This is a genomic window from Sulfuricurvum sp. IAE1 (assembly GCF_004347735.1).
GTDB lineage: Bacteria > Campylobacterota > Campylobacteria > Campylobacterales > Sulfurimonadaceae > Sulfuricurvum.
The window spans coordinates 54,402-74,930 of record NZ_SLTI01000063.1 but is presented as its reverse complement, the minus strand read 5'-3'; the positions used below and the strand labels follow the sequence as shown (position 1 = coordinate 74,930).

General features: G+C 55.7%; 22 protein-coding genes and 1 pseudogene. 9 read left to right on the top strand and 14 right to left on the bottom strand.

Annotated elements, in window-relative coordinates; all coding sequences use genetic code 11:
- Positions 1-15: 15 nt before the first annotated feature.
- From E0765_RS11545 to E0765_RS11535, 3 genes are read right to left on the bottom strand one after another with little or no spacing between them, the layout of a single operon-like run.
- A complete protein-coding gene (locus E0765_RS11545; RefSeq protein WP_132813380.1) occupies positions 16-1,263 on the bottom strand; it encodes an adenylosuccinate synthase in 1,248 nt (415 codons plus the stop codon).
- Positions 1,264-1,276: 13 nt separating this feature from the next.
- Entirely contained in the window at positions 1,277-2,122 is an 846-nt protein-coding gene (locus E0765_RS11540; protein ID WP_132813379.1) for an ATP phosphoribosyltransferase regulatory subunit, read from the bottom strand.
- Positions 2,123-2,127: 5 nt separating this feature from the next.
- Positions 2,128-3,234: an alanine--glyoxylate aminotransferase family protein gene (locus E0765_RS11535; RefSeq protein ID WP_132813378.1), complete on the bottom strand. Its 1,107-nt coding sequence runs from the start codon at positions 3,232-3,234 to the stop codon at positions 2,128-2,130.
- A gap of 103 nt (positions 3,235-3,337) precedes the next feature.
- On the opposite strand from E0765_RS11535, the gene E0765_RS11530 reads away from it, so the two are divergent.
- Positions 3,338-4,117: an undecaprenyl-diphosphate phosphatase gene (locus tag E0765_RS11530; protein ID WP_132813377.1), complete on the top strand. Its 780-nt coding sequence runs from the start codon at positions 3,338-3,340 to the stop codon at positions 4,115-4,117.
- Here E0765_RS11530 and rdgB read toward each other — a convergent pair.
- Positions 4,114-4,716 (bottom strand): RdgB/HAM1 family non-canonical purine NTP pyrophosphatase, encoded by a 603-nt coding sequence (gene rdgB, locus E0765_RS11525; protein ID WP_132813376.1) that lies wholly within the window; start codon positions 4,714-4,716, stop codon positions 4,114-4,116. The genes E0765_RS11530 and rdgB overlap by 4 nt on opposite strands.
- A 101-nt stretch (positions 4,717-4,817) precedes the next feature.
- Here rdgB and E0765_RS11520 point away from each other — a divergent pair, with 101 nt between their 5' ends.
- A complete protein-coding gene (locus E0765_RS11520; protein ID WP_132813375.1) occupies positions 4,818-6,140 on the top strand; it encodes an MFS transporter in 1,323 nt (440 codons plus the stop codon).
- Between the two features lie 61 nt (positions 6,141-6,201).
- Here E0765_RS11520 and glp read toward each other — a convergent pair whose 3' ends face one another.
- The 3 genes from glp to E0765_RS11505 are packed head-to-tail and all read right to left on the bottom strand — an operon-like array spanning position 6,202 to position 8,073.
- Positions 6,202-7,401 carry a gephyrin-like molybdotransferase Glp gene (glp, locus tag E0765_RS11515; protein WP_188109944.1) on the bottom strand — a complete coding sequence of 400 codons (1,200 nt, stop codon included), beginning with the start codon at positions 7,399-7,401 and terminating at the stop codon, positions 6,202-6,204.
- Between the two features lie 2 nt (positions 7,402-7,403).
- The gene (locus tag E0765_RS11510) at positions 7,404-7,850 is read right to left on the bottom strand and encodes a molybdenum cofactor biosynthesis protein MoaE (protein WP_132813373.1); all 447 of its coding nucleotides are present in this window, start codon (positions 7,848-7,850) and stop codon (positions 7,404-7,406) included.
- A gap of 1 nt (position 7,851) precedes the next feature.
- Complete coding sequence (locus E0765_RS11505; protein ID WP_132813372.1) at positions 7,852-8,073, bottom strand: MoaD/ThiS family protein; 222 nt, start codon at positions 8,071-8,073, stop codon at positions 7,852-7,854.
- A 117-nt stretch (positions 8,074-8,190) separates the two neighbouring features.
- Here E0765_RS11505 and E0765_RS11500 point away from each other — a divergent pair, with 117 nt between their 5' ends.
- Complete coding sequence (locus tag E0765_RS11500; protein WP_132813371.1) at positions 8,191-8,877, top strand: MqnA/MqnD/SBP family protein; 687 nt, start codon at positions 8,191-8,193, stop codon at positions 8,875-8,877.
- Here the strand turns inward: E0765_RS11500 and gltX are convergent.
- Positions 8,868-10,250: a glutamate--tRNA ligase gene (gltX, locus tag E0765_RS11495; RefSeq protein ID WP_132813370.1), complete on the bottom strand. Its 1,383-nt coding sequence runs from the start codon at positions 10,248-10,250 to the stop codon at positions 8,868-8,870. The genes E0765_RS11500 and gltX overlap by 10 nt on opposite strands.
- A gap of 89 nt (positions 10,251-10,339) precedes the next feature.
- Between gltX and E0765_RS11490 the strand changes: the two genes are divergently transcribed.
- On the top strand, positions 10,340-11,176 hold the full coding sequence (locus E0765_RS11490) for a peptidylprolyl isomerase (RefSeq protein WP_132813369.1): 837 nt from the start codon (positions 10,340-10,342) through the stop codon (positions 11,174-11,176).
- A 12-nt stretch (positions 11,177-11,188) separates the two neighbouring features.
- On the opposite strand, the gene E0765_RS12875 is transcribed toward E0765_RS11490, so the two are convergent.
- The 5 genes and pseudogenes from E0765_RS12875 to accB all read right to left on the bottom strand — a co-directional run bounded on the left by E0765_RS12875 (position 11,189) and on the right by accB (position 15,233).
- Complete coding sequence (locus E0765_RS12875) at positions 11,189-12,100, bottom strand: methyl-accepting chemotaxis protein (RefSeq protein WP_368666187.1); 912 nt, start codon at positions 12,098-12,100, stop codon at positions 11,189-11,191.
- Positions 12,101-12,220: 120 nt separating this feature from the next.
- Positions 12,221-12,931: pseudogene (locus E0765_RS12870) on the bottom strand (cache domain-containing protein); the annotation flags it as partial.
- Between the two features lie 15 nt (positions 12,932-12,946).
- Complete coding sequence (locus tag E0765_RS12765) at positions 12,947-13,318, bottom strand: hypothetical protein (protein ID WP_255417913.1); 372 nt, start codon at positions 13,316-13,318, stop codon at positions 12,947-12,949.
- Positions 13,319-13,425: 107 nt separating this feature from the next.
- Positions 13,426-14,766 carry an acetyl-CoA carboxylase biotin carboxylase subunit gene (locus E0765_RS11480; protein ID WP_132813368.1) on the bottom strand — a complete coding sequence of 447 codons (1,341 nt, stop codon included), beginning with the start codon at positions 14,764-14,766 and terminating at the stop codon, positions 13,426-13,428.
- Positions 14,767-14,768: 2 nt separating this feature from the next.
- Positions 14,769-15,233 carry an acetyl-CoA carboxylase biotin carboxyl carrier protein gene (gene accB, locus E0765_RS11475; RefSeq protein ID WP_132813367.1) on the bottom strand — a complete coding sequence of 155 codons (465 nt, stop codon included), beginning with the start codon at positions 15,231-15,233 and terminating at the stop codon, positions 14,769-14,771.
- Between the two features lie 72 nt (positions 15,234-15,305).
- On the opposite strand from accB, the gene dcd reads away from it, so the two are divergent.
- From dcd to E0765_RS11455, 4 genes are all read left to right on the top strand, one after another.
- Complete coding sequence (dcd, locus tag E0765_RS11470; protein WP_132813366.1) at positions 15,306-15,866, top strand: dCTP deaminase; 561 nt, start codon at positions 15,306-15,308, stop codon at positions 15,864-15,866.
- A 42-nt stretch (positions 15,867-15,908) separates the two neighbouring features.
- Entirely contained in the window at positions 15,909-16,145 is a 237-nt protein-coding gene (locus E0765_RS11465) for a YdcH family protein (protein ID WP_132813365.1), read from the top strand.
- 156 nt (positions 16,146-16,301) lie between these two features.
- On the top strand, positions 16,302-16,823 hold the full coding sequence (locus E0765_RS11460; protein WP_132813364.1) for a GAF domain-containing protein: 522 nt from the start codon (positions 16,302-16,304) through the stop codon (positions 16,821-16,823).
- Positions 16,820-17,323 (top strand): GAF domain-containing protein, encoded by a 504-nt coding sequence (locus E0765_RS11455; RefSeq protein WP_188109943.1) that lies wholly within the window; start codon positions 16,820-16,822, stop codon positions 17,321-17,323. Before E0765_RS11460 ends, E0765_RS11455 begins: the two co-directional genes overlap by 4 nt.
- Here E0765_RS11455 and asnB read toward each other — a convergent pair.
- A complete protein-coding gene (gene asnB / locus E0765_RS11450) occupies positions 17,318-19,120 on the bottom strand; it encodes an asparagine synthase (glutamine-hydrolyzing) (protein WP_132813363.1) in 1,803 nt (600 codons plus the stop codon). The two genes, E0765_RS11455 and asnB, sit on opposite strands and share 6 nt — an antisense overlap.
- Before the next feature lie 129 nt (positions 19,121-19,249).
- On the opposite strand from asnB, the gene E0765_RS11445 reads away from it, so the two are divergent.
- Complete coding sequence (locus E0765_RS11445; protein WP_132813362.1) at positions 19,250-20,527, top strand: nucleotide sugar dehydrogenase; 1,278 nt, start codon at positions 19,250-19,252, stop codon at positions 20,525-20,527.
- The last annotated feature ends 2 nt before the right edge of the window (positions 20,528-20,529 follow it).

The window sequence follows — 20,529 nt, the reverse complement described above, 5'->3', positions numbered from 1 at the left end:
TCCTTGTCGCGGTCGTTATAACGTAATGGTATCGTTCCGGTCGGGCGATGTCGAGATCATGCCGATCTTGGTTCCGGTAAACGCTTCGAGCGCTTTGAGATACTCCTGCGCCTCTTTGGGGAGAGCATCAAAAGAGCGGACACCGACGGTGCTCTTCCATCCCGGGAACGTTTGGTAGACCGGTTTGACGTTTTCAAGATCGATCGGCAGGTAGTCGATCACTTTGCCGTCAACTTCGTAGCCTACGCACACCTGGATTTCATCGAATCCGTCCAGAACGTCGAGCTTCATGATGGCAAGTTCGTCACACCCGTTGAGGCGGCTGGCGTAGCGGCAGGCTACCGCATCGAACCATCCGCAGCGGCGGGGACGCCCGGTGGTAGTGCCGAACTCGTGTCCCTGCTGACGCAGTCTCTCACCGATTTCACCGTGGTCTTCGGTCGGGAAAGGGCCGTTACCGACGCGGGTGCAGTACGCTTTGACGATCCCCGTCACTTTACCGATGTCTTTGGGGTTGATTCCCAGACCCGTACATGCTCCGGCCGAAATCGTCGAGGAGCTTGTAACGTAGGGATAGGTTCCGTGGTCAATGTCGAGCATCGTCCCCTGCGCCCCTTCCAAAAGGATCTTTTTCCCTTCATCCATCATTTTCCACGCCATCTGGGTCGTGTTGGCGAGGAACGGAACCAGTTTTTCTGCATAGCCGTTCAATTCGGCCACCAGCTCTTCACGCGATGGCAATTCGATACAGAGCGCTTCGAAAATCGCTTTGTTCTGGACAAAGTACTCCATAACGCGCGAAGTCAGCGCCTCCACATCCCGCAATTCGCCGAGGCGGAATCCCGCGCGGGCGATTTTTTCGCTGTACGCAGGTCCGATACCGCGGCCGGTGGTACCGATCGCTTTTTCACCGCGCAGCTTTTCTTTGGCCTGGTCGATCAGCGTGTGAAACGTCAGGATCATGTGGGCCGATTCGGATACGTACAAACGTCCCAGAAGGTTCTCAAACTGCTTCATCTCTTTGATTAGCGCTTCTGGGGAAACGACGACGCCGTTTCCGATAATGTTGACCGCGTCGGGGTTCAAAATCCCCGAGGGGATCAGGTGCAGGGCATGGGTTTTGCCGTCGACGACGATCGTGTGCCCGGCATTGTGTCCCCCCTGATAGCGGGCGACGACGTCGTATTGCTGTGCCAGCAAATCGACGATTTTCCCTTTTCCTTCATCTCCCCACTGAATTCCTACGATTAAATCCGCTTTCATGTAAATCCTATCTTTATTGGTGTAATGCGTCGATCAACGCATCGGTGTAAATGGCAAAACCGACCGAAACGGTTTCGTCGCTTTTGTAGCGCCCGCCCATGGCATACGTTTCGTTTTTTTCGATAACCCGGAAAAAAAGCTCGTCGTAATAAAGCATTTTGGCGTAATACAACGGCGCCACGACGACGTTGGGATAATCAAGCTCCGCGCACAGTTCCTTGATTTTGAGCAACTCCGCTTTGATCGCGTCGGGAACGATTGCGACAACCGCATCGATTTCGTCGGGGTGCTGGAGATAAACCAGGCGCGTCAGCCATTCGATTTTCAGAGCGAGAAACTTTTCGATGTTGACGTGCCGGAAATCATCGAGTTCCAGTTCGAGCGTCTCCGAAAGAATACGCGGAATATTGATGTTTGAAATCTGCAACAGCGGTGCGATCCCCAGTTTTTTCACAATCCGCGTCGCCTGCGTCAGTGCAGCGGAAAGGTTCGGTTCGCCGATGATCTCGACCCCGACTTGATACTGCTCATTGGCCGGATAGCGGTAGACCGGCTGGATGTAAAACCATTTTTTATGCTCGGTGTTGCCGCCCAGGCGTTTGTTGACGATCCGAACGACGTCGATCGTGGAATCGGCCCGCAGGCTGATCGGATGATTCTCGCTGTCATTGACCCGGATCAACTCGCGCTGATCGCAGACACTCATGTGCTGATGATATGAAAACAACGGGGTAAGGATCTCTTCAAACCCCGCTTCGCTGAGTACTTCGCTGGCGGTATTTTCGATACGGCGCTTCGTTTTGGCCGTGCCGGCGAAATAGAGCTTCGAGCCTTCGGGGATTTCGTGTTCAAAAACCATAACGATCAGAGCCCGAAGTAAACGGTATTGAAAACACGGTTGGCCGTTCCGTCATAAGGGCGGCGGCCCATTTTGGCCAGTGCAAGTTCCACGCCGTTGACGACCCATGCCGCTTCGTACGGGGCGATCAGCCCCATGTGGTTGATACGGAAAATCAGTTCCTTGATATGGTCCTGTCCGCCCGCTACGTTGACCCCGAGCTCTTTTTTGAGGATCGAGCGGATCGTTTTGGCCTCCGCATCGTCCACCGTCGTCATCGAATCGGCCGGACGTGCGGGGTACAGATGCAGCCCGATCGCTTCCATCGCGGCGCGGGTCGCTTTCGCGCGTGCGGCGGTATCGGCGTAAAGCTTCTCTAGTCCCCCCTCGGCCTTGATACGGTTGAGGACGCTTTCGAGCCCGATAATCAGCGTTGTCGCCGCCGTCCATGCGGTGGTATTCTTACGCTGGTTCTTGATCTCGGTCGCGAGGTTGAAGTAGTACCCTTTGCCCGCACCGATTTTTTCGATGGCGGCGTTAGAGAGCCCCATGATGGCAAGTCCCGGAGGGAGCATCAACGCTTTCTGGCTGCCCGAGATGAGACAGTCGATATTGCTTACGTCGATTTTTTCAACCCCGACCGCCGTAATGCCATCAGCAATCACCATGATGGAAGGGTTGTGTGCTTTGACCGCCGCGGCGATCTCCTCGACGCTGTGGCGCAGACCGCCCGCACTCTCACAGATCTGGATCGCGATGGCGTCGATATCGGGGTTGGCGGCGAGTGCCGCTTTTACTTCCTCGACGGTCGCGGGGGTATTCCATTCGTGTTTTATCTCGACGTTCGCAATCCCGTGGGCGAGGGCAATTTTTCCGAAACGCTCACCGAATTTTCCGGAGTTGATCGAGAGGAGTTTGGAGTGGGCCAGGTTGATTACGGCCCCCTCCATCGCGCCCGTTCCCGAAGAAGCGAGCATCAAGACCTCATCCATCCCCATAAGCTCGAACAGCAGTGCGCGGGTGCGTTCGAAAATCGCTTCGAATTCAGGGGTTCGGTGGTGGAGCGTTTCGCCCGCCATCGCGATACGTACCGATTCGGGTACCGGGGTTGGGCCGGGGGTAAAAAGTAACATAGAGTCTATCCTTACTCGGAGTGCAAAATAGCGATATTATAGCCAAAGGGAAGTTAGGGGAGGTTTAAGCTAAAATTCCCTCAAAAGAAATGAAAGAGTTTGAATGACACTGTTTGACGCACTTTTGCTCGGAGCCCTCGAGGGGGTGACCGAGTTCCTTCCGATCTCTTCGACCGGACACCTGATTCTCGCTTCGCACCTGCTGGGTCTCGAGCAGACGAACGCCCATAAAGCGTTCGAAGTCTCGATTCAGCTGGGCAGCATCCTCGCCGTTTTGTTCCTCTACACCCAGCGCCTCCTGCAAGACCGGATGCTCTGGTTCAAAATCGCCGTCGCGTTTTTACCCGCGGGGGTTTTGGGGTTTTTGTTCTACAAACAGATCAAGGCCCTTTTCGGGGTCGAAACGGTCAGCATCATGCTCGTTGCGGGGGGAATCGTCTTCCTGATCATCGAATACCTCCGCCGGAACGAACCGATCGATGCGGGAAAAGATGTCTCGGAACTCACCTTTAAAGAGGCGTTTACGATCGGGATTTTCCAGAGCCTTTCGATGATTCCCGGGACGAGCCGTTCGGGAGCCACCCTCATCGGCGGCCTTTTTATGGGGCTGAGCCGTAAAAGCGCGGCGGAGTTTTCGTTTTTGCTCGCGATCCCGACGATGGTGATCGCCACCGCCTACGACCTCCTCAAACACCGCAACGAAATGGTCGTCGAGGACTGGTCGATGCTTTCGATCGCGTTTGTCACCGCATTTATCTTCGCACTGGCGACCGTCAAGGCGTTCGTCACCTTCGTCAGTCGCCACACCTTCGTCCCCTTTGCGATTTACCGGATCGTCGTCGGGTTGGTTTTCTTCTATCTGATTACGGAGCTTCCGGCCTAACGTCTCAGGAATTTGATCTGATCGATCAGGATCTTTGCCAAAGAAAGCGCCTGCGAGCGGTGTGACAGCCCTTTCTTGACGTCATCGGGGAGTTCGCCGAGCGTTTGGCCGAACCCTTCGGGGATAAACATCGGATCGTATCCGAACCCGTTCTCTCCCCGCGGCGCGGTAATGACGCGGCCGTGCATCCATCCGTGCACACACCGCTCCCCCTCCCGGGAGACGACGGCGATGGCGGCGGTGTAGTGGGCTTTGGATTCGCCGATCCCTTTGGCCCGGAGCGCTTCGACCAGCTTGTTCAGGTTATCTTTGTCCGTGGCGTTTTCGCCGCCGTAGCGGGCACTGTAAATTCCCGGCTCCCCTCCCAGCGCATCGACGCTGATCCCGCTGTCGTCCGCGATCACGACGGCGTCTGCATCGCCCAGCGCCGCATAGACCGCGCGTGCCTTGATCAGGGCGTTGGCGGCAAACGTTTCACCGTCCTCGACGATCTCGAACCCTTCCATGAGATCGGTATAGGGGAACACTTCGCGATCGTGCAGCAGTTCGACGATTTCGCGCACTTTTCCTTTGTTCGAGGTAGCCAAAACGATTTTCATTCCGATTCCTTAGAGAAGACTTAGCGATGAGAGCGGTGCGATTCGCCTCATCCGCAAATGTACTATAATGGCAAAAATTTTAGCGGAACTAAGGTCATAACGTGTTTAAAACGGTTTTACCCCTCTCGGCGATTCTCTCCCTGCGCTTTTTCGGTCTTTTTCTCGTCCTGCCGGTCCTCTCGGCCTATGCCCTTCATCTTGAAGGGGCTACCCCGTTTCTGATCGGGGTCATCGTCGGCGGATACGCCCTGACGCAGGCGATTTTCCAAATCCCTTTCGGGACAATGAGCGACCGGCTGGGACGCAAACCGACCCTTCTGCTGGGGCTGGTGATCTTTCTGGTCGGATCGATCATCTGTGCGGTCAGCACCGACATCTATACCCTGATGATCGGACGTTTTCTCCAGGGAGCGGGCGCGATCGGCGCGGTTATCCCCGCCATGATCAGCGACCTGGTACACGAAGAGCAGCGCGGGAAAGCGATGGCACTGATGGGGGGGACCATTGCGATCAGTTTTGCCGCGGCCATGGCGCTTGGACCCGTCATCGCCGCGCAGGCAGGATTCGCCTCCCTTTTCTGGATCACGGCGGCCCTCGCGATCGTTTCGATGGTGATCCTCTTCACCAAGGTTCCCACACCGCCGCGCATACGCCATATCTATCACTCCAAAACGACGACGCGCGACATCCTCGGCGACAAGAATCTCCTCAATATGATCATTATCAACGGGATGCAAAAAGGGCTGATGACCGTCGCGTTCGTTCTGATCCCGATTCTCCTGACCCAGAAGGGCTACGGATTCGAATGGGACAAGGCCGAATTGTGGAAAGTCTATCTCCCGGCACTCTTGGCGGGTCTCGTGGCTATGGGACCTGCGGCGGTTTTCGGCGAAAAGCACAACAAACCCCGTGAAATCTTTCTGGTCTCGATCGTCTTGTTCATCGTTTCGTTCACCCTTATGGGATTCGCGACCAAAGGGTGGGAATTCGTTCTGGGCGTCGTGGCGTTTTTCATCGCCTTCAACATGATGGAACCGCTGGTGCAGTCGATGATCAGCAAATTTGCCCGCGTCCACCAAAAAGGGGCCGCACTGGGGATCGCCAACGGGTTTGCCTACCTGATGACGTTCATCGGGGGGGCGGTCGCGGGGCTCGCGCTGCAGTACGGCGGGCGCGAAACGTTTGCGGCGGCACTCATCGTCGTCACGACGCTGTGGCTGCTGTGGACCTTTAAAATGGCCAATCCGCACCGCTATTCGCACCTTTTTCTCCCGGCCGATCAGGTCGACATGGAGAAACTGAACGCGCTGGAGCATGAGCATATCGCCGAATGGTACATCAACGAAACCGAAAAGGTCGTAGCGGTAAAATATCGCAAAGACAAGGTGAATGAAGAAGAGATTAAAATGAAGATCGTCAAATAAAGGAGGAGGGCATCGCCCTTTTCTCAACGCGTTGATGCCCGGATTGACCCGGGTGAGCGCTTTAGAGTTTAATAACGCGGACCTGCGTTCCGGCTTCGAGTTCGCTGTCCTCTTCACCGCAGATCATCAGTCCCGCATTCCCAAGCAGATTGGTCAGAATCGCCGAACTTCCGCTCTTTTTCCCTTCGAAATCGACCCAGTAGCGCCCATCGGAAAAAGTCAGGTTGCATGCGGCAAATTCGCTTTTGTTCGAACGCTTCGCAAACGGGGTCTTCAGGGTCGCCTCGATCGGCTCGAACGGGTTTTCGACCCCGCTCATCCGCGCAATCAGCGGAGCGGCGTACAGGATGAACGTCACCGTCGAGGAGTAGGCGAAGCCGGGGAGTGCGACGATGAATTTCTCGCCGCGCTGCGCGACCAGCACGTGTTGTCCGGGCTTGATGTTGACCCCCTTGAAGATCACATCGGCTCCCAGCCGAGGGATGATATGCTTGACGAAATCGTAATCCCCGACGCTCACTCCCCCCGTCGTCACGACGATATCGGCAGAGCGAAGCGCCTCTTCGAACCGCTGCTCAATCGCTTTTTTGTCATCCCCTACGATTCCCAGCTGAACGCATTCTCCCCCGGACTGCTCGATGAGGGCCTGAAGGGTATAACTGTTGGAGCTGCGGATCTGCCCGGCATGACGCGACTCTTCCCCGATATCGAGGATTTCGCTTCCGGTGGCCAATACGGCCACTTTCGGGCGCTGCGCGACGCTCACCATCACACGGTTGATTCCCGCCAGGACACCGATCTGGGCAAATCCCAGACGGGTCCCCCGTTCGATAAGGGTTTCACCGCAGCGGTAACTTTCCCCTACCGGACGAACGGCAAACCCGATCGGAACCGGTTTTTCGATCACGATTTCCCCTTCGCTCACCCGTACGTTTTCGATCGGGATCAGGGTATCGGAACCTTCGGGCATCAACGAACCGGTAAACGTCTTGATGCACATCCCGGCGATCACGCTGCCGATTTTTTCGCTACCGGCCGGATTGTCCCCTTCGATTACAAGGGTGTCGAATTCGGCCAGATCGGCATGCCGGATCGCATAACCGTCCATCGCCGAGGTCGGATGGGCGGGATAATCCTCAGACGCTACAATGTCCTCGGCCAGAATGCGGCCCAGCGCATGACTGAGAAAAACCCGCTCGCTCCGAACGCTCCCCACTCCCAGCAGCGAGAGCATGTTCTGCGACGTCTCGTACGAGATCATACTCACGATTTTCCCCCCAGAAGGCCCGAACCCTGAATCGGGGTCGATCGGTCACGGGCGTAGAGGCGTTCGCCGTTTTTAAGATCGTATTTCCAGATCGGCGCGGAAGCCTTGAAGTCTTCGACGAACGCTTCGATCGTCTCCAGCGCGACGCGGCGTTTAGGGGAAAACACGGCGGCGATGTAGGACGATTCGTGTACCATCACGTCCCCCCGGCTGTGGGCCATTTTGAGGGTTGCCCCCATCGGAGCGGCTTTGGCTCTCCACGCATCGAACCACGATGCGAGTATCGGTTCGTAGACGTCGAAACTGAGTCCTTCGATACCGTCTTCTTCGCGCACCGTTCCGACAAAAGGGATGTAGGCGCCGTAATTGTTTGCCGATTCCTCCGCATACCAGCGGGTCAGGATTTCGGGAACGTTGAGAGGACCGTCGTAGAGTTCGAGCACATCAGCCTCCGCAAACCGGCGGGAGAAGCGACACTTTGTCTCCCGGCTGAAGCGGCGTATCCAGCGTTGCGACGAGGGCGTCGTTGACCGCAACGGCACATGATTCGAGCCAGTCCGAAACATCCGCGTCGTTTTTCAGCGCATCGGCGACGTCGCGCAGCGATGCGGCCTCAAGACTCAGCGGAGCCTTTGCGATGGGTCCTAGAAATTCGATGGTGACCATGATGATTTCCCTTTTGGGCGGTATCGTTTGGGGCCAATTATATCGAAAGAGAGCTAACAGAGCTTTGTTAGCCTTGGATTAGTATAATATTTTTTTGATTCCACAAGAGGGACCCCCGTGATCTTCGGAAAAATCGATTTTTTGAACCTTTTGCCCTTCCACGTTTTTATCAAACGCTACGCACGGACGCTCCGGTTCCATCAGATTCTCCACTACCACCGGGGGGTCCCCTCGGCCCTTAACCGCGATTTTGCCATGCGGCGGATCGACGCGGCGTTCATCTCGAGCATCACCGCCAAAAACTGTCGCCATTTCGGCGTCGGGATCGTGGCGCAAAAAGAGGTGTTGAGCGTCCTCTCCCTCCCCTCGAACACCCTCAAAAAAGATGCCGATTCGGCGACCTCCAACCGTCTTTCCCAGATACTCGGAACCGACGGGGAAGTGCTGATCGGGGACAAGGCGCTGCGCTATTACTACGGCGGCGGCGAACACTCCGATCTGGGCGGGCTCTGGCACGAGAAAACGGGGCTCCCTTTTGTCTTTGCCCTTTTATGCACCCATGAGCACCCCGACGAGCTCAAGCGCCTCAGTCGCGCATTCGTCAAAACCAAAATCCGCATTCCGTACTACATTTTGAACGAAGCCGCCCGCAAAAGCGGGCTGACGCCCAAACAGATCACCCATTATCTGACCTACATCAGCTACCGCGTCGGCGAAAAAGAGAAAAAAGGCTTGAAAAGGTTTGTGAAGGAAGCGAAGGAGAGAAACCTCTCCCCCAGCCTGCGGGAGATTCGTTACCGCTGAAGAAGCGCGTCGATGCGCGCGAGGGTCTCGTCCAGCCCGATGATCGCCATCACGCTGTCCAGACCCGGGCCCGCCAGGCGTCCCATCAGCGCCAGGCGAAGCGGCTGACCGATTTTGCCGAATCCGATCCCCATCTGCGCGACCACCTGATCCATCACGTGGTGGTAGTCGCTGGGGAGATGGAGCGCCTCGGAGGCTTTAAGGGCGGCGGCGAACGTACGGAGGATTTCGGGGCTCTCCTCCTTATAGGCTTTTTTCATCGCCGCTTCGTCGAAGTCGGCCGGACGGTTGATGATCTCGTTGATGAGAGCCGCCATCTCGACGAGGGTTTTGGAACGCTCTTTGACCGCATCGAGGAGAATTTCGCGCTTGTCGTGGCTGACCAGCATCACCCCGTGGAATTCAAGCAGCTCGCACAGCTTGTCGTTGGGGGTGTTTTTGATGTAGTGGGCATTGAGCCAGTCGAGTTTTTCGACGTTATAGACCGATGCCGAACGGTTGATGTCGCTGGGATCGAAGAGTTCCAGCATCTCCGGGAGAGAGAAGATCTCCTGGTCCCCGTGGCTCCATCCCAGCCGGACGAGGAAATTAAGCAGCGCTTCGGGAAGGTAGCCCAGATCTTTATACGCCATGACGTCGGTCGCACCGTCGCGTTTGGAGAGTTTTTTCCCTTCGCTGTTGTGGATCATCGGAACGTGGTAGAACTTCGGAACGGCAAACCCAAGTGCCTCGTAAACCACCATCTGTTTGGGGGTATTGGAGAGATGGTCGTCCCCGCGGATGACGTCGGTGACCCCCATCAACGCGTCGTCGACGGCGACGACGAAATTGTACGTCGGCGTTCCGTCGGCACGGGCTATGATGAAATCGTCCAGGATGTCTTCGACGTTGAAGACGACATCCCCTTTGACCCCGTCACGCACGGTGAGGGTTCCGCTCAGCGGGGCTTTGATCCGGATGACCGCTTCGCGCCCTTCGGGAGGGGTGCCGGTAAAATCGCGGTAACGGTTGTCGTATTTTGGCCGTTCTTTGCGTGCGGTCTGCTCTTCGCGAAGCGCTTCGAGCTCTTCTTTGGACATGTAGCAGCGATAGGCTTTCCCCTCGTCCAGAAGCTTCTGGGCATACTCCTGATAGATCGCGAGGCGCGAAGACTGGTATTCGATCTCCCCGTCATGCTCCAATCCGACCCATTTGAATGCTTCGACGATGGCACGCGCCGCCGCTTCGTCGTTACGGCTGAAATCGGTGTCTTCGATCCGCAGCAGAAACTTTCCGTTGTTGCGTCGCGCCCACAGGTAGCTGAGCAACGCGGTGCGCAAACCGCCGATATGCAAATATCCGGTGGGGCTGGGGGCAAATCTGGTCACAACCATCGACAATCCTTTTTGAAACAATGGCGAGATTTTAGTTAAGGCTATGTTAAAAGCGGGTAAAATAGAACAACTTTGACCCAGGAGATTCGATGCGTTCCCTTACCCTTTCGGCAGTGTTGGCCACCTTTTTATGGAGCGCTCCCGTCGGGGGCGTGAGCGTTTTGGTCAAAAACAGCCCGATCACCCTCTATGAGATCGAACAGGAGATGAAACAAAGCGGCACAAATGCCAAACAAAGTGCCGACACCCTGATCCGCAAAAAACTTGAACAGCTCGAAGCGCAGGAGAAAAAAATCACGGTCACCCCGACCGAAGTCAGCGAAGAGATCGCCCGCATGGCGGCTCAGAACAATCTTTCGGTGGAGCAGTTTCTAAACGCGATGCAGACGGTGCGCGGAATCGGTGAGAAAGAGCTCAAAACGAAAGTGGAAGAGACGCTCAAAGGACAAAAACTCTATCAGAGCATCGCTTTTTCGAAAATGGGTCAACCCACGAGTGAGGAAGAGGCCGAATACTACCAGCTGCACCTGGATGAGTTTTCCCGCCCCGAAAGTTTCGAAGTGACGACCTACGTCGCCGATTCGCAGCAGTCGCTGCAGGCCAAAATTGCCGATCCGATGCGCGAAGTGCCCAACGTCCGCAGCAAAGACGAAACGATCGCTTTTGGGGCAATACACCCCCAGCTGGCCCAGATCCTCAACAAAATCCCCGAAGGGCATTTCGGGCCGATCCTCCCCAACGGGAAAAACGGCTTTATGGCGTTTTACATGAAAGACAAAATCAACGTCGTGACCGAAAACCTCGATTCGGTCCGCCCCGAAATCGCCAACGCGATCCTGGCCGAAAAACGGAACCAGGTCCTCAACGACTATTTCACCCGGCTGCGCCTCAGCGCCGACATCAAGGTGCTCCGCCTTCCCGAATGACGCGAAGGGGGTTTACCCCTTCACCATGTCGTTGAGTATCGCGAAGAGTTCGCGGCTTGCTTTTTCGGCTTCCTCGAAGCAGGCGATGATCTTTTCATCCCGCCCCTCGCTCTCTTTTTCCAGCAGTTCCATCGCTTTTCGGATTTCGTCGTGAACTTTTTTGTGCGGACCGCTCATGCGTCCGTACGCATCGGTACCGCCGAAGACCGTTTTCCCGTCCCCCTGTTCGTACCACTGCCCGAGCGCGCATCCGTGGTGGTCCCCGAAAGCGTGTGAAGATTTCCCTTCGAATCCCGCTTCGTAAGCATGCGCCTTGAAGATCATATGATCGATTTTGGCCATATTGGTGAAAATCTCGTGACTGATCGTCTGGTTGTCCTGCTTGATTTTTTCGACGTTTTCGATCAGGCGGGTCATCACCTGTTTGAACTCGTCGAGTCTGCGGGCGGAATCGACGGCATATTCCTCGACCCGTTCGCTGTTTTCGAGCATCCCGACCGAATTTTGCTTGAGGACGCTGATGTTCGCTTCCACCTCGCTGGTCGCTTTCTGGGTCCGCTCGGCCAGTTTGCGCACCTCGTCGGCGACGACGGCGAATCCGCGGCCGTGCTCGCCGGCACGCGCCGCTTCGATCGCGGCATTAAGCGCCAGAAGGTTCGTCTGGTCGGAGATATCCTTGATCAGGGTGATGACGTTGGAGATTTCGCTGACATTGTGGTTGAGCTGTTCGGAATTCTCCCGCGAGTCGTTGATCATTTCGGTAATGTCGGTCATACTCGCCATAATCGCATCGGTCTGCGCACTCACCTGATCGACGACCACCCCGGTTTCGGCATTGAGGGCATTGACGTCGTTGAGATCTTCAATGCTGCTCTCGAGGCTGTTGCGCAGACTTCCGGCATTGTCGATCGTTCCGCCGATCATGCCGTGCGCGAGTGCGAGCGACATCTGAATCTTGCGCACCTGCTCTTCGGTACGGGCTTTGGCCTCGGAGGCTTCGGCCGCCTGCTGTTGAGCTTCGCGCGCGATCGCCTCGACTTTTTCGATAAAGACGTTGAAACTCTCCGCCGCCTTGCCGATCTCGTCGCGCGAGGTGACGCGCAGCCGTTTGCTCAGGTCCGCATCGCCGCTGGCAAGTTCCTGCGCGATCTCATCGAGATGCTCGATCGGTCCCGTAACGGCGCGACGGATGATCGCGATGAGCAAAAAGAGGATGACGACGTCGACAAGGGCCATAATCACGACCTGGCGAAGAAGCGAATTTTCCGATTCGTTCACGAGCGCTTCGACCGTTTCAAGCTTTTTGCCCGAAAACGCATACCCGATACGCTCGCCCGAGAAATCGCTGATCGCGATGGGGGTGACGTAGTATCCCTCGGTCACGAAAGGACCTGAGGCAGGGTCGAACGTAGCCGATCCAAGCTCGGCGAGAAACGATTTGTCGACAACGTCTTCTTTCACCGCGAGGGTATGGGCACTGCCCACCTTAGGCGCTTTTTCAAGCTCGTTGGCGGTATCGAGATGTCGGTTGTCGATCGCGACGATCACTTCGGTTCCGAAGTTCTGGCGCAGGTCCTTGACCACCGAATTAAGCCCCTGCATGAACTCCACCGAGCCGATGTACTCGCCATTGGACGTGATCGGAGCGATCCCGCGAAGCTCGAGTCCCGCAACCCCGATCTCGATTGCGACCAGAGGCTTGCGCGTCTCCTTGACGGCTAGGATCGTTTTACGGAATCCCGAAAGGTCGTCGCCGTATTTTTCAGGCTTCTATGCCCGCAGGAAACTCCGCACGTCACGGTCGTGGACGTGTATTTTAATATTGCCGAACTTGGTATTTTCCTTGAACTCTTTGGACAACGACTTCAGGCTCGCGAGGGTCTGTTCACGGTTCCCCGTGGCCAGGCCGCCGATAATCGCGCTGTTTTTGGAAATGCTGATCGCATTAGTGATTCCGACGTTTTTTTTCGCTTCGATCGCCTCTTCGTACACCGTCGTCATCTCTTTGCTCTGCGCCGCGTAGACGTTTTCGCGGATCTGATCGACCGATACCCAGTAATTGAGCAGTACGATCACAAACCCGATCGCAATCGACGCCACAAGCGGAATATGGACCTTTTGGGAGATACTCCAGTTCTTCATTGACACCCTTTATTCAAGAATCATAATCTATCCTATCAGGTTACTGCAAAATTGTAAAATTTACGTAAAAAAGAGTAAAAAGGGGTGAGGAAAAGCGGGCGCCGGCGTTAGCCGTTGTAGCGCTCGAGGTATTTGGTATCGAAGTTGTTCGATACGAAATCGGGGTTTTTCATCATTTTGAGATGGAAAGGGATTGTCGTTTTGATCCCGGTAATGATAAACTCGCTCAGCGCGCGGTGCATCCGCTCGATCGCATCGTTGCGGTCTTTGCCGTGAACGATCAGTTTTCCGATCATCGAATCATACGTCGGCGGAACAATGTATCCCGCATGCGCGTGGGTGTCGATCCGCACGTTGCGTCCTCCCGGGGCAATCCACTGGGTGATCTTGCCCGGGCATGGGAGGAATTTAACCGGATCTTCGGCGGTAATCCGGCACTCGATAGAGTGGCCGCTCAGTACGACGCTCTCCTGGCTAGGGAGCGCTTCGCCTTCGGCAACACGGATCATCATCTCGATCAGATCCAGGCCGCTGACCATTTCGGAGACGCAGTGCTCGACCTGTAGACGGGTGTTCATTTCCATAAAGTAGAAATTTTTATCGGCATCAAGCAGATACTCGAAGGTACCCGCCCCTTCGTACTTGATGTATTTGGTCGCACGTACCGCTGAAGCGTGAAGCTCGGCGCGAACTTCGGGAGTCAGCGCGACCGCGGGGGATTCCTCGATCAGCTTCTGGTGGCGGCGCTGCATCGAGCAGTCGCGTTCGCCGATGTGGAGCACGTTGCCGTGGCTGTCGGCGATCACCTGCACTTCGATGTGGCGCGGGTTTTTGATGAATTTCTCCATATAGATCGTACCGTCGCCGAACGCGCTGATCGCTTCGGCTTCGGCCGCGAGGAACGCGTTTTCGATATAACTTTCGTCTTCGACGACGCGCATTCCGCGTCCGCCGCCGCCGGCGGCCGCTTTAAGGATGACCGGGTAACCGACCTCTTTGGCGCGCACTTTCGCTTCGGCGATATCTTTGATCGCACCGTCAGACCCCGGAACGACCGGAACGCCCGCGGCGATCATCACCTCTTTGGCTTTCGACTTGTCCGACATCATCACCATGACTTCGGGGGTCGGTCCGATAAATTTGATCCCGTGATGGGTACAGATTTCGACGAAGTGCTGGTTTTCGCTCAAAAACCCGTATCCGGGGAAAACGGCGTCGCATCCGCTGATTTCGGCGGCGGCGATGATGGAGGGGATGTTCAGGTAGCTCTGGGAGCTGGGCGCCCCCCCGATGCAGATCGCCGCGTCGGCAAGCTTCAGGTAAGAGGCGTCTTTATCGGCCGTCGAATAGACGGCGACCGCTTCTTTACCCATCTCTTTGATGGTACGGATGGCACGCAGGGCGATTTCACCCCGGTTGGCCACAAGAATACGTTTGATTTCCGCCATGATTAGAGTTTCTCGACCGCGAAAAGTGGCATATCGTATTCAACCGCCTGACCGTCGGAAACGAGGACGCTGACGATTTTGCAATCGAATTCGGCTTCGAGCTCGTTCATGATTTTCATCGCTTCGAGGATTGCGATGACCTGCCCTTTTTTGATGCGGTCGCCGACTTTGACAAACGGAGCCGAATCGGGCGAAGGGGCCGCGTAGTATGTCCCTACCATCGGAGAAACGATCATGTCGCCCGTATGGGCCGCCGCCGGAGCCGCCGCTTCAGCCGGTGCCGAAGGGGCAACCGCCGCAACCGGAGCCGCCGCAACCGCCGCGGGAGCGGCCGCCATAACCGGTGCCGCAACGACACCCGTGTTTTTTTCCAGTTCGATTGAAAAAGAGTCCTGAGTGATTTTCAATTTTGAAAGAGTACTGGCGTCAAACTCTTGCAAAAGGCTTTTGATTTGTTTCATATCCATCGAAAAAAGCTCCTAAAAGTAGGGTAAGAGATGTGCTATACTACCACAAATTATTTTAACAACGGATATAGCATGGGTCTTAAAAGCGACGGATGGATTCGGGAAAAAGCGCTCAAAGAGGAGATGATCACCCCTTTTTGCGAAGATCAGGTCGGCGTCGGCGTCGTCAGTTACGGGCTTAGTTCGTACGGTTACGACATCCGGGTGAGCAACGAGTTCAAGATCTTTACCAACCTCAACTCGACGGTCGTCGACCCCAAACATTTCGACGATGCGAACGTCGTCGATTTCACCGGCGACGTCTGTATCGTCCCCCCCAACTCGTTTGCCCTCGCCCGCACGGTGGAGTATTTCAAAATCCCCCGCGACGTCCTGGCGATCTGTCTGGGGAAATCGACCTACGCCCGCTGCGGCATCATCGTCAACGTAACCCCTTTCGAACCCGAATTCGAAGGGCACATCACGATCGAGATCTCCAACACGACCCCGCTTCCCGCCAAAATCTATGCCAACGAGGGGATCGCCCAGGTACTGTTTTTGCAGGGTGACGAAATGTGCGAAACGAGCTATAAAGACAAAAGCGGAAAGTATCAGGGGCAAGAGGGGATCACCCTTCCGCGTATTTTAAAATAAGAAGTGGTAAAATTTCGAAAATCCATCCGATAAGGAATCCCGATGCTACACGAATACCGCGACATCATCACCCATATGAAACAAAACGATGCGGCGAATGCCCACTTTTTGAAAATTTTCGACCGCCACAACGAACTTGACGACCAGATCGCCAAAGCCGAAAACGGCGAAGTTCCGATGAGTGATCTCGAAATCGAAAAACTCAAAAAAGAGAAACTGCTTCTCAAAGACGAAGCGTACGCGATGATCGTCGAGTACAAAAAAGCGCACAACCTCTAAGATATTCTTTCGACGCCGAAGGGGCCGAAGCTCCTTCGGCGACATTCGTCTTTTCCCAACCTGATTTTTCGTCTCTCCCGTTTTTCTGTCTTACCCATTGAGTTTTTTTTTAGCTTCGTCCTGATACGATTACCAACGTTTACCCAAGGAGCATGCATGACCCCAGCACCGTCGTACAGCGCGCTTGCCGAATTCGGCCGTGCGCTGCTCAACCGCCCTTCCCTGCAAGAGGGGCTTCCGATGATCTCCGAATACGCCAAGCAGGCCATCGGTGCCGAACGGTGCTCGATTTTCGTCTACAATCCCAAAATCCAGATGCTCTGGACCACCCTCTCCGACGGAACGGGGAAGATCATGGTTCACAAAGACGACGGGATCGTCGGCCATACGGTCAAAGAGGGCAAGCCTCTGCTCGTCAACGATCCTTACGAGGATCCCCGGTTTCTCCCCCTGATCGACAAAAAAACGGGTTTCGTGACGAAAAACATCGCTTCAATCCCGATTTTCGATTCGAACCGCCAAATCATCGGGGTGTTCCAGCTCCTGAACAAAGAGGGGGGATTCGACCGCGAAGATGCCCGTTTCATGATCTTTTTCGCCCATTACATCAGCGGTTACCTCGAACTGGCCATTTTGTTCGACGACGAAGCGACACTGCTGGCAAAGGGGATCGAATGAGCCTGGAAATGTACAAACGGATCGCCGATTTCGGCAAAAAACTCTCTTCGCTCGAGCAGATCGAGAATACCCTCCCCACCATCGCCGAAGAGGCCAAGGCGATCGTGGGGGCGGAACGCTGTTCAATCTTCATCGTCGATTACGACGCGAAAATGCTCTGGACGAAGCTCTCCGACGGCATCGGGCGGATCGCCATCGGCATCGATGCGGGCATCGTGGGGGAGACGGTGAGGGCCAAGGCGGCCCAGCGGGTGAACGATCCGTACGAACATCCCAATTTCCTGGTCAAAATCGATGAAAAAAGCGGTTTCGTGACCCGCAATATCCTCGCCGTCCCGATTTTCAGTTCGATGCAGGAAGTGATCGGCGTCATCCAGCTCTTGAACAAATACAGCGGCGATTTCGCCGAAACCGACGAGGGGATCATGACTTTTTTCGCCAATTACATCAGCGGAACCCTCGAACTCGCTTTACTGATGGAGCAAAAGAAAACGTTATAACATCTCCCGTTTCAGCCAGTGCGAAAGGACATAAAGTCCCCAGACGTGCTGCTTGAAGCGTCCCCGGCGCGCCATATCGATGTATTTTTCCACCACTTCGGGGCGGAAAAGCCCCGTCTGGTCGTTCACTTCGACGATGAGGCCGATCCTCCCCGAGGCGATCAGCCACTCCATGTAAGGGTTGGAAAACCCTTTTTTCTTCCGGTATATGATTTCATCGGGAAGGTAGCGGCGTGCCGCCTCTTTGAGCAGCCGCTTCGTTTTCCCCTCCCCGATCCTGACCGACGGATCGACCGAAAAGGCCGTTTCCGCCAAAGCATGATCGAGAAACGGGGTCCGCGCCTCGATTGTATGGGCCATCGACACCCGATCGAGCTTGGAGAGGAAATGTTCCGCGACGAACAGTTTCAGATCGATGTAGCCGTACCATTGGGCCGGATGGGTATGGAAACTGCGTTCAAAAAGCTCCCGGTAAGGGGATAAAAAGCGCAGCGATTCGTTGTCGCGGACGTTACGCCGCAGCAGCATGTTCTGCTGCAAGTCGGTGAACTTTTCCCCCGAAGTACGGAACAGCAGGGTATCGTCGAATACCCGTTTGTACCATTCCCATTCGCGGTTCATCGAAAAATGGGCGTGGAAATATTTTTTGAGCCAGTTTTTGTGATGGAGCGAAGCGGCATTTTCGATATCGAGGTATTCGAAATACTGCCGGTATCCCAAAAAAAGCTCGTCGCTCCCTTCGCCGCTGAACACCACTTTGTACCCTTCCGAGGCGATGCGCCGCATCAGAAGGTACAGCGGCAGCGCCGCAGGATCGTTTAGAGGCTCGTCCATATGGTCGAGCATCCCATCGAGATGCGCATCGAAATCGCTCCGTGACATCACTACTTCGGTGTGTTCAAGCCCAAGGTGGCGGGCGGTTTGGGCGGCATTGGAACGCTCGTCGTAGCCGCCGTATTCGTCGTAGCCGAGCGTGAAGACGGGGAGTTTCGTCCCCTGCGACGCCGCCACGGCGCAGATCATCGCGCTGTCTAGCCCGCCCGAAAGGAGCGCGGCGGCGGGAACTTCGCCGGGGAGGCGCATCGCCACCGAACGGTGAAGGTGTTCGTCAAGCGCTTCGATCGCTTCCTCGAACGACGTCAGGGCCGAAGAGGGGGCATCAAGGAGGCTGTAATAGCGCCGGCGGGTCAGTTTCCCGTGTTCATAGCACAGCCACTCCCCCGCTTCGAGCTTCTCTATGCCATCGTAAAACGTATGGGGAGGAACGGGGGCCAGGAAAGAAAGGTACGAATGCAGGGCTTCGGAATTGAGCCTGAGCGAAGGGAGAAAGGGTTTGAGCGCCTTGATCTCCGAAGCGAAAAAAAAGCCCCTCTCCCCCCGATGGTAGAAGAGGGGTTTTTTGCCGAAACGGTCGCGGGCGAGGTAGAGTTTATCCCCATCGAGCAGGGCGAAGGCGAACATCCCTTCCAGATGTTCCAGGCATTCGATCCCCCACGTTTCGTAGGCACGCAGCAACACCTCCGTATCGCTGCGGGTTTCCCATTCTCCCCCCAGTTTTTCCCGCAGCCGCGCATGGTTGTAAATCTCGCCGTTGAAGCTCAGCAGTACCTTCCCCCGCCGCATCGGCTGGCGGGCGCGCGGGTGCAGGTCGGTGATCGAAAGGCGCCGGTGGGCGAGAAACACCCCCTCTTCTTCGACGATGCCGCAATGGTCCCTCCCCCGATGGGCAATCCGCTCCAGCGCCGCGCGCGCTTTTTGGGGGCAATAATCGCCGATGATCCCGAACACGCCGCACATTCCGTCCCCTTTTGCTTTTCGCCATTATACGCCAGATCGCCCCCCGTTGGCCAGCCGTTTTTTTAGAATAAATGAAGTCCGAAAAGACTATAATGAGCATTATTTTAAACACAACGAAACAGAGTACACATGGCGACCGAAAACATTCACATCTCCATCATCGGACTAGGCTACGTCGGGCTGCCGCTCGCGGCCGCGTTTGCCGAAAAATACCGGGTTGTCGGGTTCGACATCAACCCCAGACGGATCGAAGAGCTCCAAAGCGGCTACGACCGTACCCTCGAACTCGATGAAGCGCAGCTCAAAGCCGCTTCCGAACGTCTGAGCTACACCTGCGACATCGGCGATATCGCCGATGCGAACGTTTACGTCGTCACCGTCCCTACTCCGATCGACGAGAGCAACCGCCCCGACCTCACCCCGCTCATCAAATCGTCCCAGACGGTCGGGAAGGTCCTCAAAAAAGGGGACATCGTCATTTATGAAAGTACGGTTTACCCCGGCGTCACCGAAGAGGTGTGCGTCCCCGAGCTCGAAAAGGTTTCGGGACTGCGTTTTAACGTCGATTTCTTCTGCGGCTACAGCCCCGAACGTATCAATCCGGGCGATAAAGAGCATACCGTCAAAAAAATCCTCAAAGTCACCTCGGGAAGCACTCCCGAAATCGCCCGAAAAGTCGACGAGCTCTATAAAAGCGTCATCACCGCCGGCACCTACCTCGCCAGCAGCATCAAGGTCGCCGAAGCTTCCAAGGTGATCGAGAACACCCAGCGCGACGTCAATATCGCCCTCATCAACGAACTCGCCCTTATCTTCGATACGATGGGGATCGACACCAACGAGGTGATCGAAGCGGCGGCGACAAAATGGAACTTCATCAAGCTCAAACCCGGGCTCGTCGGCGGCCACTGCATCGGGGTAGACCCCTATTACCTCACATTCAAGGCCGAAGAGCTGGGGTACAAACCCAACCTGATCCTCGGTGCGCGCCAGATCAACAACGGGATGGGGAAATATATCGCCGAAAAAACGGTCAAATGCATGATCGAGGCGGACAAAAAGATTAAAAACGCCCGGGTTCTGGTACTGGGGGTCACCTTCAAAGAAGACTGTCCCGACCTGCGCAACACCAAAGTCGTCGACATCATCGAGGAGATGAAATCCTACCGGTGCGCGGTCGACGTCTACGATCCGTGGGTCGATCCCGAAGAGGAGAAGCACCATTACCGCCACGGCATCGTTGCCGACCCGTTCCAAAGCGGCGAACGCTACGACGCCATCATCGTCGCCGTCGGTCACCGGCAGTTCAAGGCGCTGGGAATGGACGATTACCGCTCGATCAGCTCCGGCGAACCGGTCATCATCGATGTCAAAGGGATCGTTCCCGATCCCACCTGGAGGCTGTGAGT

Bases quoted from the DNA above. Each gene is read 5' to 3' on its own strand.
- rdgB (WP_132813376.1), bottom strand. From the start codon at position 4,716: ATGAAAATCGTTTTGGCTACCTCGAACAAAGGAAAAGTGCGCGAAATC.
- accB (WP_132813367.1), bottom strand. From the start codon at position 15,233: ATGGATATGAAACAAATCAAAAGCCTTTTGCAAGAGTTTGACGCCAGT.
- E0765_RS12875 (WP_368666187.1), bottom strand. From the start codon at position 12,100: ATGATCGGCGGAACGATCGACAATGCCGGAAGTCTGCGCAACAGCCTC.
- glp (WP_188109944.1), bottom strand. From the start codon at position 7,401: ATGATCTCGTACGAGACGTCGCAGAACATGCTCTCGCTGCTGGGAGTG.
- gltX (WP_132813370.1), bottom strand. From the start codon at position 10,250: ATGGTTGTGACCAGATTTGCCCCCAGCCCCACCGGATATTTGCATATC.
- E0765_RS11535 (WP_132813378.1), bottom strand. From the start codon at position 3,234: ATGTTACTTTTTACCCCCGGCCCAACCCCGGTACCCGAATCGGTACGT.
- dcd (WP_132813366.1), top strand. From the start codon at position 15,306: ATGGGTCTTAAAAGCGACGGATGGATTCGGGAAAAAGCGCTCAAAGAG.
- E0765_RS11540 (WP_132813379.1), bottom strand. From the start codon at position 2,122: ATGGTTTTTGAACACGAAATCCCCGAAGGCTCGAAGCTCTATTTCGCC.
- E0765_RS11480 (WP_132813368.1), bottom strand. From the start codon at position 14,766: ATGGCGGAAATCAAACGTATTCTTGTGGCCAACCGGGGTGAAATCGCC.
- E0765_RS11505 (WP_132813372.1), bottom strand. From the start codon at position 8,073: ATGGTCACCATCGAATTTCTAGGACCCATCGCAAAGGCTCCGCTGAGT.
- E0765_RS11445 (WP_132813362.1), top strand. From the start codon at position 19,250: ATGGCGACCGAAAACATTCACATCTCCATCATCGGACTAGGCTACGTC.
- E0765_RS11465 (WP_132813365.1), top strand. From the start codon at position 15,909: ATGCTACACGAATACCGCGACATCATCACCCATATGAAACAAAACGAT.
- E0765_RS12765 (WP_255417913.1), bottom strand. From the start codon at position 13,318: ATGAAGAACTGGAGTATCTCCCAAAAGGTCCATATTCCGCTTGTGGCG.
- E0765_RS11490 (WP_132813369.1), top strand. From the start codon at position 10,340: ATGCGTTCCCTTACCCTTTCGGCAGTGTTGGCCACCTTTTTATGGAGC.
- E0765_RS11460 (WP_132813364.1), top strand. From the start codon at position 16,302: ATGACCCCAGCACCGTCGTACAGCGCGCTTGCCGAATTCGGCCGTGCG.
- E0765_RS11545 (WP_132813380.1), bottom strand. From the start codon at position 1,263: ATGAAAGCGGATTTAATCGTAGGAATTCAGTGGGGAGATGAAGGAAAA.
- E0765_RS11530 (WP_132813377.1), top strand. From the start codon at position 3,338: ATGACACTGTTTGACGCACTTTTGCTCGGAGCCCTCGAGGGGGTGACC.
- asnB (WP_132813363.1), bottom strand. From the start codon at position 19,120: ATGTGCGGCGTGTTCGGGATCATCGGCGATTATTGCCCCCAAAAAGCG.
- E0765_RS11455 (WP_188109943.1), top strand. From the start codon at position 16,820: ATGAGCCTGGAAATGTACAAACGGATCGCCGATTTCGGCAAAAAACTC.